This window comes from Kitasatospora sp. NPDC127111, assembly GCF_042677465.1.
Classification (GTDB): Bacteria; Actinomycetota; Actinomycetes; order Streptomycetales; family Streptomycetaceae; genus Kitasatospora.
The window spans coordinates 3104-18592 of sequence record NZ_JBHXTG010000117.1; the positions used below are offsets into that span (position 1 = coordinate 3104).

Sequence of the window (15489 nt, forward strand, 5' to 3'; positions counted from 1 at the left end):
CGCGCCCGGGGGGGGGGGCCGGGGGCGGCGCCGGTGGGCTCCGTCCCCCCCGGCCCCGCCGCAGCGGTGCCGGGCCCGGCCGTCCGGCGCAGGACCGGTCACCGGGCTCCGAGCACCCCGGAGGCGGGCGGGCGGGTCTCTGTCATATTCCCGGACCCGGTCTGACCAGTCCGACAACACTCCCGGTTGCGTGGTCCGTCGTACCCTTGGTGGGTGACCGACGCCGTAGCAGCCATCCCAGAAGAAGCAGCCCCGGTCCCGCTCCTCGAACCGAAGGAGGGGATCCCGCCAGTCGTGGCGGACGAGCGGACGCTGGCCGCCGTCGTCGCCGCCTTCGCCGCGGGTTCGGGACCGGTCGCCGTCGACGCCGAGCGGGCCTCCGGCTACCGCTACGGCCAGCGGGCGTACCTCATCCAGCTGCGCCGCGCGGGCGCCGGGACCGCGCTGATCGACCCGATCGCCTGCCCCGACCTGAGCGCGCTGGGCGCCGCCCTGGCGGACACCGAGTGGGTCGTGCACGCCGCCACCCAGGACCTGCCCTGCCTGGCCGAGGTCGGGATGCGGCCGCAGCGGCTCTTCGACACCGAGCTGGCCGGGCGGATCGCCGGCTTCGCCCGGGTCGGCCTCGGACCGATGACGGAGAGCGTGCTCGGCCTGAGCCTGGCCAAGGAGCACTCGGCGGTCGACTGGTCCACCCGCCCGCTGCCCGAGCCGTGGCTGCGCTACGCCGCTCTGGACGTCGAGGTGCTGGTCGAGCTGCGCGACGCACTCGAACAGGAGCTGGACGCCCAGGGCAAGCTCGACTGGGCGCTGGAGGAGTTCGCCGCGATCGCCTCGGCACCCCGCCCGGCGCCGCGCACCGACCCCTGGCGCCGCACCTCGCAGCTGCACAAGGTCCGCCGGCGCCGCCAGCTGGCCGTGGTGCGCGAGCTCTGGCTGACCCGCGACCGGATGGCGCAGGAGCGGGACGTCTCGCCGGGCCGGGTGCTCTCGGACGCCGCGATCGTCAACGCCGCGCTGGCCATGCCGCTCAACATCGCCGCGCTCCAGGCCGTCCAGGGCTTCGGTCCGCGGGTGCACCGCCGGCAGCTGGAGCAGTGGCTGGCCGCCGTGCAGCGGGGCCGGGAGGTCCCGGAGAACCAGCTGCCGCCGGCCTCCGCGCCGCACGACGGCCCGCCGCCGCCGCGCGCCTGGGCCGAGAAGGACCCGGTCGCGGCCGCCCGGCTCTCCGGGGCGCGGGCCGCGGTGAGCGAGCTCGCCGAGACGCACAACCTGCCGGCCGAGAACCTGATCACCCCGGACCTGGTCCGCCGGGTGTCCTGGGAGCCGCCGGCCGACGCGAGCCCCGAGAACGTGGCCGCCGCGCTGCGCCGGCTCGGCGCCCGGCAGTGGCAGGTCGCGCTGGTGGCGCCGGTGGTCGCCGCCGCCTTCGCGGAGGCGGTCACCGCGCAGGCCGGCTGACCGGGCCCGCCACGCGGGCCGACCGAGCACGCACGACCGAAGGGGGACGTCGCCGAAGGGCGGCGTCCCCCTTCGGCGTCCCCCTTGAGCGTCCCCTTCGGCGTCCCCTTCGGCATCCGCGTGCGGGGCCGGCGCGCCCCGCCGCCGACCTGCGGCCCGGCCGCCGCCCACCTGCGGCGCACCCGGGCGGGGGACGTGGCGCGGGACACACGAGGAGATGCCCCCGCCGGGCCTGGGCAGGTTGGTTACCGACCGGTAGCATGGCGGTGAAGCGGCGCCGCTCACGTCCATTGCGCGACGGACGGCGGCAGCCTGCCCACCTCAACCTGTTGGTCCCTGGGAGGAGAGCCCCCGTGCCTCGTACCGCGAGGGACGTCGTCTTCGTCGATGGCGTCCGCACCCCGTTCGGCAAGGCCGGCCCGAAGGGCATCTACCACGAGACGCGCGCCGACGACCTGGTCGTCAAGTGCATCCGGGAGCTCGTGCGCCGTAACCCGAACCTGCCCGTCGAGCGGATCGACGAGGTCGCCGTCGCGGCCACCACGCAGATCGGCGACCAGGGTCTGACCATCGGCCGCACCGCGGCCCTGCTGGCCGGCCTGCCGAAGTCCGTCCCCGGCTACGCCATCGACCGCATGTGCGCCGGCGCCCTGACCGCCGTGACCACCACCGCCGGCGGCATCGCCTTCGGCGCGTACGACGTGGTCGTGGCCGGCGGCGTCGAGCACATGGGCCGCCACCCGATGGGCGAGGGCGTCGACCCGAACCCGCGCTTCGTCTCCGAGAAGCTCGTCGACGAGTCCGCCCTGTTCATGGGCATGACCGCGGAGAACCTGCACGACCGGTTCCCGCACATCACCAAGGAGCGCTGCGACGCCTACGCCGTGCGCTCCCAGGAGAAGGCCGCCAAGGCGTACGCCAACGGCGACATCCAGCCCGACCTGGTGCCGATCTCGATCCGCAACACCAACCCCGAGGTCGGCGAGACCGGCTGGGGCCTGGCCACCGTGGACGAGCCGCTGCGCCCGGGCACCACGATGGAGTCGCTGGCCAACCTGAAGACCCCGTTCCGCCCGCACGGCAACATCACCGCGGGCAACTCGGCCGGTCTGAACGACGGTGCCACCGCCTCGCTGCTGGCCGCCGAGGACGTCGCCGAGGAGCTCGGCCTCCCGGTCAAGATGCGCCTGGTCTCGTACGCCTTCGCCGGCGTCGAGCCCGAGGTCATGGGCATCGGCCCGGTGCCGGCCACCGAGAAGGCCCTGGCCAAGGCCGGTCTGACCATCGACGACATCCAGGCCTTCGAGGTCAACGAGGCCTTCGCCGTCCAGGTGCTGGCCTTCCTGGACCACTACGGCATCGCGGACGACGACGAGCGGGTCAACCCGTTCGGCGGCGCGATCGCCTTCGGCCACCCGCTGGCCTCCTCCGGCGTGCGCCTGATGAACCAGCTGGCCCGCCGCTTCGAGCAGCGCCCGGACGTCCGCTACGGCCTCACCACGATGTGCATCGGCTTCGGCATGGGCGGCACCATCATCTGGGAGAACCCCCACTTCGAGGGCGGTAAGTGAGCATGAGCACCACGACTGAGCTGCTGACCCGCGGCGCCGAGCTCTTCCCCGGCGAGGTCGTCACCACGGCCCACGTCCGCCACCTGGACCTGCCGCTGCAGGCCGGCAAGCTGGCCCTGATCACCCTGGACAACGGCTTCGACCACACCAAGCCGACCACCTTCGGCCCCGGCTCGCTGCTGAAGCTGTCCGAGGCGCTGGACCAGGTCGAGGCCGAGGCCGCCGAGGGCAAGATCGTCGGTGCCGCGATCACCGGCAAGCCGTTCATCTTCGCGGTCGGCGCCGACCTCAAGGGCGTCGAGCTGCTCCAGCAGCACGCGGACGCGCTGGCCATCGGCAAGGGCGGCCACGAGGTCTTCAAGCGGATCGCCGCGCTGTCCGTCCCGACCTTCGCGTTCTACAACGGCGCGGCGATGGGCGGCGGCGTCGAGGTCGGCCTGCACTGCGACTACCGCACGGTGTCGGCGGGCGTCCCGGCGTTCTCGCTGCCCGAGGTCTTCCTGGGCCTCGTCCCCGGCTGGGGCGGCTGCACCATCCTGCCGAACCTGATCGGTCCGGCGAAGGCCGTCAAGGTCATCATCGAGAACTCGATGGCGCAGAACAAGCAGCTCAAGGGCAAGGAGGTGTTCGAGCTCGGCATCGCGGACGCGATCTTCGAGCCGGCCGACTTCCTGGAGCAGTCGCTGTTCTGGGCGGCCAAGGTCATCAAGGGTGACGTGGTCGTCGAGCGCGAGGAGATCGACCGCGGCAAGGCCTGGGACGACGCCGTCGCCTGGGGCCGCCTGGTCGCCGACGGCAAGGTGCACGGGGCCGCCCCGGCCGCCTACCGCGCGCTGGACATCATCGCCCAGGTCAAGGACCAGGACCTGCAGGCGGGCTTCGACGCCGAGGACGCGGCGCTGGCCGACCTCATCATGGGCGGCGAGCTGCGCAGCGGCATCTACGCCTTCAACCTGGTGCAGCGCCGCGCCAAGAAGCCGTTCGGCGCGCCGGACAAGTCGCTGGCCCGCCCGGTCAGCAAGGTCGGCGTCGTCGGCGCCGGTCTGATGGCCTCCCAGCTGGCGCTGCTGTTCGCCCGCCGGCTGGAGGTGCCGGTGGTCCTCACCGACATCGACCAGGAGCGCATCGACAAGGGCGTCGGCTACGTCCACGCCGAGATCGACAAGCTGCTCGCCAAGGGCCGGATCGGCAACGACAAGGCCAACCGCCTCAAGGGCCTGGTCACCGGCTCGCTCGACAAGGCGGCCGGCTTCGCGGACGCGGACTTCGTGATCGAGGCCGTGTTCGAGGAGATGGGCGTCAAGCAGACCGTCTTCGCCGACCTGGAGAACGTGGTCTCGCCGACCTGTGTGCTGGCGACCAACACCTCCTCGCTGTCGGTCACCGAGATGGCCTCGAAGCTGAAGCACCCCGAGCGGGTCGTCGGCTTCCACTTCTTCAACCCGGTCGCGATCCTGCCGCTGCTGGAGATCGTCCGCGGTGAGCAGACCGACGACGCCTCGCTGGCCACCGCCTTCGGCGTCTCGAAGAAGCTGAAGAAGACCGCGGTGCTGTGCAAGGACGCCCCGGCGTTCGTGGTGAACCGGATCCTGACCCGCTTCATGGGCGAGATCCAGACCATCATCGACGAGGGCACCCCGATCGCCACGGTCGAGAAGGGCGTCGAGCCGCTCGGCCTGCCGATGTCCCCGATCGTGCTGCTGGAGCTGGTCGGCCCGGCCATCGCCCTGCACGTCTCGGAGACCCTGCACGGCGCCTTCCCGGAGCGGTTCACCGTCTCCGAGAACCTCGGCAAGGTGGTCAAGGCCGGCAAGCGCGGCTTCTACACCTGGGTGGACGGCAAGCAGGTCCTCGACCCCGAGGTGCTGGAGCTGCTCTCCTTCGGCGACACCGTGCTGACCGAGGAGCAGGTGCTGAACCGTGCTCTGGACGCCGTCGCGCAGGAGATCGGCCTGATGCTGGAGGAGGGTGTCGTCGGCGAGGCCCAGGACATCGACCTCTGCATGATCACCGGTGCCGGCTGGCCCTTCCACCTGGGCGGGATCACCCCGTACCTGGACCGTGAGGGCGTCTCGGAGCGGGTGAACGGCAAGCGGTTCCTCGCCCCGGGTGTGGCCTCGGTGCCCGCCTAGCAGCGACGCGGAGAGCCCCGGTGACCTGGAGGTCACCGGGGCTCTTCCGTGTTCCGGGGTGCCGGGCCGGGTTCCGGGGTGCCGGACGCGCGCACGGGCGGCACGGGCGGGTCCGGGCGGCAAAGGCGGGCCCGGGCGGCAAAGTCGGGCCCGGGGGCGTCGGCGGGTCAGCGCTTGAGGCGGTAGACCACGGTGTCGGCGAAGACGCCCACCATCTCGTAGTGGGTGTCCAGCAGGTTCTCGATCCGGGGGATCTGGGTCGGCTGGTAGGGCGCCAGACCGGAGTCGTCGACGACGACCTCGGGCAGGCCGTTGTCGACCAGTTCCTTGTCGAAGGTCCGCCAGGCGTTGCTGACGCTGAACTGCTCGCCGACGTTGGGGCTGCCGTCCTTGCCGCCGCTGTAGTTGGTCAGGAAGCCGGCCGTCAGGTAGCGGGTGGCCGGCTTGCGGTCGGCCAGCCAGTACAGCTCCGGGTGCATGCCCCAGACCAGCACGGTGTCCTTCGGCGTGGTCTGCGCGGCGACGGCGGTGGCCACCTCGGTGGTCTGGTTCAGCCGCTCGCCGGGCCAGGCCAGGGCCAGGCCCCAGAACGCCGTGGCGGCGACCGTGGAGTACACCAGGACGGGCTTCCAGCGGACCGCCGAGGTGGCGACCGCGCCGGTGCCCAGCAGCACCAGCGGCGGCATCAGCTGCAGGTAGTAGTGGCCGAAGAAGTGGAAGCCCACGCTGACCGCGATCGCCGAGGAGAGCAGCCAGACCCAGAGGTCGGTGGTGGAGCCGTGCTCCTCCCCCGCCACCGGCAGCGGGCGGTGGCGGTGCTTCAGCCAGAGCCGGCGGCCGACCGGCAGCAGGAAGCCCAGGCCGGCGGCGGCCAGGATCGCCGAGTTGCCGAGCGCCCGGCCCGTCATCTGCAGCCAGGCGCCGCCGAACGAGGCGTAGTCACCGCTGCCGGTGACCACCCAGAACAGGAAGCCCTTCGGCTTGGTGAGGATCACCGCCACCAGCGCTATCGGCAGCGTGAAGCCGAAGCCGATCTCGAACAGCGCGGGCGGCCAGCGGACCCCGCGCCGGCGGGCGTCCTGGAAGAGCATCCAGAGCACCGGCAGCAGCACCGCGCCGCCGGTCTGCTTGGTCAGCGAACAGAGCGCCACCGCGATGCCGGCGGCCAGCCAGCGGCGCCGCTCGGCGTACCGGAAGGCCGCCACCATCGCGGGCAGCATGAACACCTCGAAGGTGGCCGCCTGGGTGTCCTCCGGGGAGAGCCCGATGGAGACCAGCAGGTAGAGCAGGCCCGCCCCGGCACCCGCCCGGTTGCCCCAGCGGCCGCGGGCGATCGAGGCCAGCAGGATCGCGGTGACCAGGTGGGCGCCGACGGCCAGGGTGCGCAGCGGCCAGAGCGAGGCCGAGCCGAAGACCGCGAAGCAGGCCTGGTAGAGCCAGGGCAGCAGCGGGGGCTTGCGGTCGACCACGGTGTCGTAGAGCACGCCCCCGTCGGCCAGCATCCGGGCCTGGGTGGCCAGGAAGCCCTCGTCGGGGCTCCAGACCGGCCGCACGAAGGAGGGGACGTGGGTGACGAGGGCGACCAGGGCCAGCACCGGCACCAGCCTCGTCCAGTACCCCGTCATCAGCTGGGTACGGACGCGCACGGGCAGGCGTTCGGCGAGCCCGGCGAGGCGGGGGCGGGTGGGGGTCGGCACGGATGACAACCTACCGGGCGGGATCGGCGCTGGCAGCGCCGGTCCCGCCTTTCGGTGCGATTATCGGCCTGACGGTTGGCCTCCCCCCGGCGAACTGTTGCGGAGTTGTCGCAAACGGGCGAACGCCGGGGGTGGGAGCGCGGGTGACCGGGCCCCCGGATCAGGCCTCGACGGTGGCGACGTCCAGCTTGGCGATCCGGGCGACCAGCGCGGTCACCTGGCGGGCGATGTCCGGGGCGGTGAGACCGATCTCGGCGAGGATCTCGGACCGGGAGGCGTGGTCCAGGAACTCCTGCGGGATGCCGAAGTCGCGCAGCGGCACGTCCACCTCGGCGTCGCGCAGCGCCTGGGCGACCGCGGCGCCGACGCCGCCGACCCGGCCGTTGTCCTCGATCGTGACGACCGCCCGGTGCTCGGCGGCCAGGCCCGGCAGGGCCGCGTCCACCGGCTTGACCCAGCGCGGGTCCACCACGGTCGCGGTGATGCCCTGGGCGGCCAGCAGGTCGGCGACCTCCAGGCTGGTCGGGGCCATCGCGCCGACCGAGACGATCAGCACGTCGGCGCGGCGGCCCGCGGCGGCCCCGCCGACGGCGTCGGACGCCGCCTCGCGCAGCACGTCCATGCCGCCGATCCGGCCCACCGCGGCGACGGCCGGGCCGACCGTGCCCTTGGAGTAGCGGACCACCGTCGGGGCGTCCTTGACCTGGACGGCCTCGCGGAGCTGGGCGCGCACCTGGTCGGCGTCGCGCGGGGCGGCGATCCGCAGGCCCGGGACGACCTGGAGGATCGACATGTCCCACATGCCGTTGTGCGAGGCGCCGTCGGTGCCGGTGACACCGGCCCGGTCCAGGACGAAGGTCACGCCCAGCTTGTGCAGGGCGACGTCCATCAGGACCTGGTCGAAGGCCCGGTTGAGGAAGGTCGCGTAGACCGCGAACACCGGGTGCAGCCCGTTGGTGGCCAGGCCGGCCGCGCTGGTGACGGCGTGCTGCTCGGCGATGCCCACGTCGAAGATGCGGTCCGGGAAGGCCTTGGCGAAGGGGGCGAGGCCGACCGGGTGGAGCATCGCGGCGGTGATGGCGACGATGTCCTCGCGCTCGTGGCCGAGCGCCACCATCTCCTCGCCGAAGACCGAGGTCCAGTCCTTGCCCGAGCTCTTCACCGGCAGGCCGGTGTCCGGGTGGATCACGCCGACCGCGTGGAAGCGGTCCTCGTCGTTGTTCTCGGCGGCGTGGTAGCCGCGGCCCTTCTCGGTGAGGCAGTGCACGATCACCGGGCCGCCGAAGCCGCGCGCCTTGGTGAGCGCCGATTCCAGGGCGGTGAGGTCGTGGCCGTCGATCGGGCCGATGTACTTGAGGCCGAGGTCCTCGAACATGCCCTGCGGGGCGATGAAGTCCTTCAGGCCCTTCTTGGCGCCGTGCAGCGTGTCGAACAGCTGCTGGCCGACCACCGGGGTGCGCTGCAGGGCGTCCTTGCCCCAGGAGAGGAACCGCTCGTAGCCCTGGGTGGTGCGCAGCGTCGCGAGGTGGTTGGCGAGGCCGCCGATGGTCGGGGAGTAGGAGCGCTCGTTGTCGTTGACGACGATGACGACCGGCAGGTCCTTGGCGTCGGCGAGGTTGTTGAGCGCCTCCCAGGCCATGCCGCCGGTGAGCGCGCCGTCGCCGATGACGGCGACGACCGGGTCCGCCTTGCCGAGGATCTTGTTGGCCTTGGCCAGGCCGTCGGCGTAGGAGATGACGGTGGAGGCGTGCGAGTTCTCGATCACGTCGTGCTCGGACTCGGCGCGGGACGGGTAGCCGGACAGGCCGCCGCTCATCTTCAGCCGGGAGAAGTCCTGGCGGCCGGTGAGCAGCTTGTGGACGTAGCTCTGGTGGCCGGTGTCGAAGAGGATGCGGTCGCGCGGCGAGTCGAAGACCCGGTGCAGCGCGATGGTCAGCTCCACCACGCCGAGGTTCGGGCCGAGGTGGCCGCCCGTCTTGGAGACCTCCGTCACCAGGAAGGTCCGGATCTCCTCGGCCAGGGTCGCCAGCTGTCCGGGCGTGAGCCGGTCGAGATCGCGCGGTCCCCGAATGCGGGTCAGCAGGGCCACCCGTTCCTCCTCGTTCAAAGTCGCGGACCGCTGGCGGTCCGGCGGGCCTCGCTGCCCGGTGTGCCGACGCGCTCCGACTCGCTCGGTCGGTGCCGACCGGTCGAGTCTAATGTCCGCCTACCGGACACCGAGCGGGGTGCCCGGTGCCACTGGCCGGTTACCGCCTCGGACGGCGCGGTTCCCGCGTGGCGGCGGGCCCGGGGAGCCCGCCGCCGGGCACTCACGACCGGGCGCCGGACGTCTGTGCGGATCTGCCGAGCGCGCCGGACTCGCCCATCTCGCTCATCACCAGCGCCAGCGCGCCGAGCACCTCGGCCCGGCCGCCCAGGGTGCCGGGCACCACCGACAGCTGGCGGGCGGCGCTCGGGATGGCGTAGCGGGCCACCGAGTCCCGGATCGGGCCCAGCACCAGCTCGCCGGCGTCGGCGAGGTCGCCGCCGAGGATCACCCGGCGCGGGTTGAGCAGGTTGCAGAGGGTCGCGACGCCGGTGCCGATCTGGCGGCCCGCGTCGGCGATCACCCGGCGGCAGCCGAGGTCCCCCTGGTGGGCCAGCTCGACCATCCGGGGCAGCGAGAGGTCCGGGCCGAGGGTCGGGCTGAGCAGGCCCAGCAGGTACCGCGAGCCGACGAAGGTCTCCAGACAGCCGCGGTTGCCGCAGCGGCAGACCGGGCCGGCCTCGTCCAGGGTGATGTGCCCTATCTCACCGGCGGTGCCGCCCGGGCCGCGGTAGATCTGGCCGTTGACCACCAGGCCGGCGCCGACACCGCTCGCCACCTTGATGTAGGCGAGGTCGCTCAGGCCGCGGCCCGCACCCCAGACCAGCTCGCCCAGGGCGCCGAGGTTGGCGTCGTTGTCCACGTGCACCGGCATGCCGAGCCGCTCGGCCAGCTCGCGGCCGGGGGCGATGCCGGTCCAGCCCGGCAGGATCGCGGTGGAGCCGAGGGCGCCGGTCTCCACGTCGATCGGGCCCGGGACGCCGAGGCCCACGCCGATCACCTTGTCCGGGCGGAAGCCGGCCTCGGCGAGCAGCCGGTCGACCAGGGCCTCGGCCCGGTCGAAGCCCTGGGCGGCCGAGACGTCCACGTCGATCGGGGCGCTCTCCTCGGCGAGCACGCGGTGCGCGAGGTTGCCGACCGCGACCCGGAGGTGGGTGTGGCCGAAATCGATCCCCACCACGATGCCGGCGTCGCCGCTGAGCGAGACGCTGCGGGCGCGGCGGCCGCCGGAGGAGGTGTCGGCCACCACGACGGTGCCGCTCTCCTTGAGCTCCCGGACGATGTTGGACACGGTGGCCGCGGAGAGCCCGGTGCCGCGGGCGATCTCGGCCTGGGTCAGCGAGCCGGCCATCCGTACCGCCCGGAGCACGCGCTCCAGGTTCGCCCGGTGCAGTGAGGACTGCGAGCCCGGTGTGTCCGTCGACATGATCCACCCTCCCAAGGGCGAGGGAACCCCATCCGCCGGGCGATCCCTTCACCTCCTGAAGCCTAGGCCCTGAAGGGCCCCGGAGGTGCGGCGACGGCCTACGCGGGTGGAACGGCGGGTGACGCGCGGGGGGCGCGGAGGCGGTGAGGAGAGGCGCGAGGGGGTGCCGCGGGCGGGTCGCGGGCGGGCCGCGGGCGGGTCATGGGGGCCGGAGCAGGGGCGCGCGGGGTGGCGGGAGGGGCGCGGGCGGGGGGCCGGGCGCCGGGTGGGGAGGTGAGGGGTTGGCGGAGTGTGCGTGGCGGTGCGGTGGGGACCGCGGCGCCCCGCCGGACGGGCGGGCCGGGCCGGTGGGAAGACCGGCAGCTCAGGGGGTGGCACGCGGGGTCCCGGGCGCCTGCGACAGGGCGAAATCGGGCCACCCGTACCATGGTGCCCAATCTCACCCGTCCCATCGGCCACGGACGTGACCGGCCGGGGGGCGCTTCCAGACATGACGGGGAATCAGATGGCAGGGGATCACCCTACTCCGGGGTCAGGCGACACGCCGGGCACGGGTCCGCAGGACAACCGGGGCGTCTCGCTCGGGCGCACGCCCGGCGTCGACCCCGCCGCCGTGGCGGACCAGATGACACAGCTCGACGGGGCACCGGTCCCCGGTCAGGCCGGACCGGCCGCGCCCGGAACGCCGCCGCCGGCCCAGCCCCCGGCGGCCCCGGCACCGGCACCGGGCAGCGACTACGCCTACGCGCCCACCGCCGCCGCCTTCCCCGCCCAGAGCGCGCCGACTCCCCCGATGGGCGCACCGGTCGGCCCGTACGACCCGTCCCCGGGCCAGCAGCCCCCGTTCGGGGCCACCGACGGCGGCGGTCAGCAGTACGGGACGCCCGGCTACGGCTACCCGCAGCCGCAGGGCGGGTACACCTACGCCGGCGCGCCGGTGCCCCAGCCGCCCAAGCAGCGCAACCCGGTGATGGTCTGGGGCGGCATCATCGGCGGTGTGCTGGCGATCGCCATCGTCGCCGCCCTGGTCGTGCTGTTCAACGAGACCCCCAACAACGACAACGGCAGCACCTCGGGCACCGTCGCCGGCGACCCCTCCGCGTCGGGCGGTACGGGCAAGGCCGGCGCCTACAACTACACCTGGAGCGCCGCCAAGCCCGCCAACGCGTCCAGCGGTTCGCAGCTGCTCGGCATCTGGGGCACCGACAAGAGCACCGTGCGCGCCGACAGCTACGGCATCCGCGGCATCAACGCCGCCGACGGCAAGGAGCTGTGGACGATCGCCCCGCCGGCCGGCACCAAGGAGTTCTGCGCCGCCTCGTACGGGGTCAACTCCAAGCACATCGCGGCGGTCGCGCTCAACACCGGTGACAGCGACTGCTCCACCGTCGGCGCGGTCGACGTCAGCACCGGCAAGCTGCTCTGGACCGTCAAGGTCAGCCCGGAGCGGATGTCCTCGCCCACCCTGACCGTCACCGAGAAGGTCGTCGGCGTCGGCGGCAACGTGATCGGCGGGCTGAACATCACCGACGGCTCGCCGGCCTGGTCGTTCCAGCCCCGCGAGAAGGACTGCAGCGTCTACGGCAAGGCGGCCGGCGCGCAGATCGCGGTCAGCGACCGCTGCTACGGCATCAACACCACCACCAAGTCCCAGCTGGTGGTGGTCGACGCGGACAGCGGCAAGGCCACCGCCGCCCCGATCACACTGACCGGCAGCATCGAGCGGGTGGACAAGGTCATCTCGGACGCCCCGCTGGTGCTGCTGGTCACCAACGGCCCGAACGGCGACTACATCCTGCCGTTCGACAAGAGCAACAAGCCGCTGACGGCGATGTCCGTCAAGGAGCCCGGCGCCGACAGCCTGCGGCTCTCCGGCCAGTCCGACGCGTTCACCCAGAACGTGATCAGCGGCACCACGCTGTACGTCCAGACCAACCCGTCCAAGCCGGCCATCAACGCCTACGACCTCACCACCGGCAAGCGGCTCTGGTCGTCCACCGGCGGCGCCGCCGAGGGCATCCGGCTGGTCTCCGGCACCGACAAGGACGGCAAGGTCCGTGCCGTGCTGGACATGGGCTACGGCAAGGACCCCAAGCTGGTGACGCTCTCGCCCACCGACGGATCGCCGACCGATCTGGGCGCCATCACCCAGCCCAAGTCCAACAGCTACGTCAGCCTCAGCAGCACCGAGTACATCCTCACCGCGGAGGGCGCGCTGTACGGCTACGCCCGCAGCGCCGGCTCCGACGCCCCGGTGGTCAAGTACACCAAGAAGTGACGCCCCGGCGGGGTGGGGGGGGGGGCCCCGGGGCCCCCCCCCCACCCCGCCCGCGCACATTTCCCCTGGCTCCGCCCGCCGGGCGTGGGAGGATGCGAAGCATCAGCCTGACGAAGGAGTCCAGCGAGTGCCCGGCACCAACCTGACCCGTGAGGAGGCCCGCACCCGGGCCGACCTCCTGCGCGTGGACGCGTACGACATCGAGCTCGACCTCGGCTCGGCCCGCGAAGGGGGCACCTTCCGGTCCACCACCGTGGTCCGGTTCACCGCCACCACCCCCGGCGCGGCCACCTTCATCGACCTGGTCGCCCCGAGCGTCGAGGAGATCGTCCTCAACGGCGAGCGGCTCGACAACGCCAACTTCGCCGACAGCCGGATCGCCCTGCCGAACCTGGCCGCCGAGAACGAGCTGCGGGTCGTCGCCGACTGCGCCTACACCAACACCGGTGAGGGCCTGCACCGGTTCGTCGACCCGGTCGACGGCGAGACCTACCTGTACACCCAGTTCGAGGTGCCGGACGCCCGCCGGGTCTTCGCCTCCTTCGAACAGCCCGACCTCAAGGCCGCGTTCACCTTCACGGTGCACGCGCCCAAGGGCTGGGTCGTGGTCTCCAACTCCCCGACCCCGACCCCGGTCGGCGAAGGCGACACCCAGGTCTGGAAGTTCGAGCCGACCGGCCGGATCTCCTCCTACATCACCGCCCTCATCGCCGGCCCGTACGTCGGCGTCTTCGACGCCTACGAGAACGGCGACCAGAAGGTGCCGCTGGGCGTCTACTGCCGCCCCTCGCTGCGCGAGTTCCTCGACGCCGAGGCGGTCTTCGCGGTCACCAAGCAGGGCTTCGACTACTTCCAGGAGAAGTTCGACTTCCCCTACCCGTTCGCCAAGTACGACCAGCTGTTCGTGCCGGAGTTCAACGCCGGCGCGATGGAGAACGCGGGCGCCGTCACCCTGCGCGACCAGTACGTGTTCCGCTCCAAGGTGACCGACGCCGCGTACGAGTCGCGGGCCGCGACCATCCTGCACGAGCTGGCCCACATGTGGTTCGGCGACCTGGTCACCATGGAGTGGTGGAACGACCTCTGGCTGAACGAGTCGTTCGCGACCTTCGCCGAGGCCGTCTGCCAGGCCGAGGCTCCCGGCTCCAAGTGGCCGCACTCCTGGACCACCTTCGCCAACCAGATGAAGACCTGGGCGTACCGGCAGGACCAGCTGCCGTCCACCCACCCGATCATGGCCGACATCAACGACCTGGAGGACGTCCAGGTCAACTTCGACGGCATCACCTACGCCAAGGGCGCCTCGGTGCTCAAGCAGCTGGTGGCGTACGTCGGCCAGGACGCCTTCTTCCAGGGCGTGCAGGCCTACTTCAAGCAGCACGCCTGGGGCAACACCCGCCTGAGCGACCTGCTCGGCGCGCTGGAGAAGGCCAGCGGCCGCGACCTCAAGGCCTGGTCCAAGGCCTGGCTGGAGACCGCCGGCATCAACGTGCTGCGGCCCTCCATCGTGCTCAACACCGACGGCGAGATCGAGTCCTTCGCCGTCCTGCAGGAGGCCCCCGCGCTGCCCGCCGGCGCCAAGGGCGAGGCCGTGCTCCGCCCGCACCGGATCGCCATCGGCCTGTACGAGCTGGCCGACGGCGCGCTGGTCCGCACCGACCGGATCGAGCTGGACGTCGACGGCCCCCGCACCGAGGTGCCGGAGCTGGTCGGCCGCCACCGCCCGGCCGTCGTCCTGCTCAACGACGACGACCTGTCCTACGCCAAGATCCGGCTCGACGAGGACTCGCTGGCCGTCGTCACCGAGCACCTCGGCGGCTTCACCGACTCGCTGCCGCGCGCCCTGTGCTGGGTCTCCGCCTGGGACATGACCCGCGACGGCGAGCTGGCCGCCCGCGACTACCTGGCGCTCGCCATCTCCGGCCTCGCCCGGGAGAGCGACATCGGCGTCGTCCAGTCGGTGCACCGCCAGGTCAAGCTGGCCCTGGACGCCTACGCCGACCCGGCCTGGCGCGAGCAGGGCCTCGCCCGCTGGGCCGAGGCCGCCGAGACCCAGCTGCGCGCCGCCGAGCCCGGCAGCGACCACCAGCTGGCCTGGGCCCGCGCCCTCGCCTCGGTCGCCCGCACCGACGGCCAGCTCGGCCTGCTCGCCGGGCTGCTGGACGGCTCGGTCGAGCTCAAGGGCCTGGCCGTCGACACCGAGCTGCGCTGGACGCTGCTCGGCCGGCTCGCCGCCACCGGCCGCGCCGACGAGGCCGCCATCGCGGCCGAGCTGGAGCGCGACAACACCGCGGCCGGCCAGGAGCACGCCGCCACCTGCCGCGCCGCCCGGCCGACCGCCGAGGCCAAGGCGGAGGCCTGGGCCTCCGTGGTGGAGTCGGACAAGCTCACCAACTACGTCCAGGAGGCCGTGATCGCCGGCTTCCAGCAGGCCGACCAGCGCGAGCTGCTCGCGCCGTACGCCGCGAAGTACTTCGCGGCCGTCAAGGGCATCTGGGAGACCCGCAGCCACGAGATCTCGCAGCAGATCATCGTCGGCCTGTACCCGGCGCTCCAGGTCGAGCAGGCCACGCTGGACGCCACCGACGCCTGGCTGGCCTCGGCCGAGCCGGCGCCGGCCCTGCGCCGGCAGGTCGTCGAGGCGCGGGCCGGGATCGAGCGCGCGCTGAAGGCCCAGGCGGCCGACCGGGCGGCGGGCGCCCGGGCGCTCGGGCACTGACGTCCCGCCGTGGGGGCCGCGGGTACTCCCGTGGCCCCCCCCCCCCCGGGGGGGGCGGGGGGGGGGGCTGGTCCCTCGCCCCCGGTTTCCCCGGCGGGGCCCACACCCCCCCCCCGGGA

General features: G+C 73.0%; 8 protein-coding genes. 5 read left to right on the forward strand and 3 right to left on the reverse strand.

Annotated elements, in window-relative coordinates; translation table 11 throughout:
- Window positions 1–213 precede the first annotated feature (213 nt).
- The 3 genes from ACFVHB_RS38135 (at window position 214) to ACFVHB_RS38145 (ending at window position 5164) form a co-directional block, all read left to right on the forward strand.
- Window positions 214–1461, forward strand: a complete 1248-nt coding sequence (locus ACFVHB_RS38135) for a ribonuclease D (RefSeq protein WP_380332034.1) — start codon at window positions 214–216, stop codon at window positions 1459–1461.
- A gap of 353 nt (window positions 1462–1814) precedes the next feature.
- Entirely contained in the window at window positions 1815–3032 is a 1218-nt protein-coding gene (locus ACFVHB_RS38140; protein WP_360196719.1) for an acetyl-CoA C-acyltransferase, read from the forward strand.
- Between the two features lie 2 nt (window positions 3033–3034).
- A complete protein-coding gene (locus ACFVHB_RS38145) occupies window positions 3035–5164 on the forward strand; it encodes a 3-hydroxyacyl-CoA dehydrogenase NAD-binding domain-containing protein (protein ID WP_380332036.1) in 2130 nt (709 codons plus the stop codon).
- A gap of 167 nt (window positions 5165–5331) precedes the next feature.
- Here the strand turns inward: ACFVHB_RS38145 and ACFVHB_RS38150 are convergent, their stop codons facing one another.
- The 3 genes from ACFVHB_RS38150 to ACFVHB_RS38160 form a co-directional block, all read right to left on the reverse strand.
- A complete protein-coding gene (locus ACFVHB_RS38150; RefSeq protein WP_380332051.1) occupies window positions 5332–6789 on the reverse strand; it encodes an ArnT family glycosyltransferase in 1458 nt (485 codons plus the stop codon).
- Between the two features lie 232 nt (window positions 6790–7021).
- Window positions 7022–8950: a 1-deoxy-D-xylulose-5-phosphate synthase gene (dxs, locus tag ACFVHB_RS38155; protein ID WP_380332039.1), complete on the reverse strand. Its 1929-nt coding sequence runs from the start codon at window positions 8948–8950 to the stop codon at window positions 7022–7024.
- 220 nt (window positions 8951–9170) lie between these two features.
- The gene (locus ACFVHB_RS38160) at window positions 9171–10373 is read right to left on the reverse strand and encodes an ROK family protein (RefSeq protein WP_380332042.1); all 1203 of its coding nucleotides are present in this window, start codon (window positions 10371–10373) and stop codon (window positions 9171–9173) included.
- 625 nt (window positions 10374–10998) lie between these two features.
- Between ACFVHB_RS38160 and ACFVHB_RS38165 the strand changes: the two genes are divergently transcribed.
- Window positions 10999–12651 carry a PQQ-binding-like beta-propeller repeat protein gene (locus tag ACFVHB_RS38165; protein WP_380332045.1) on the forward strand — a complete coding sequence of 551 codons (1653 nt, stop codon included), beginning with the start codon at window positions 10999–11001 and terminating at the stop codon, window positions 12649–12651.
- Between the two features lie 127 nt (window positions 12652–12778).
- Window positions 12779–15370, forward strand: coding sequence for an aminopeptidase N (pepN, locus tag ACFVHB_RS38170; RefSeq protein ID WP_380332048.1), 2592 nt, complete (start codon window positions 12779–12781; stop codon window positions 15368–15370).
- The last annotated feature ends 119 nt before the right edge of the window (window positions 15371–15489 follow it).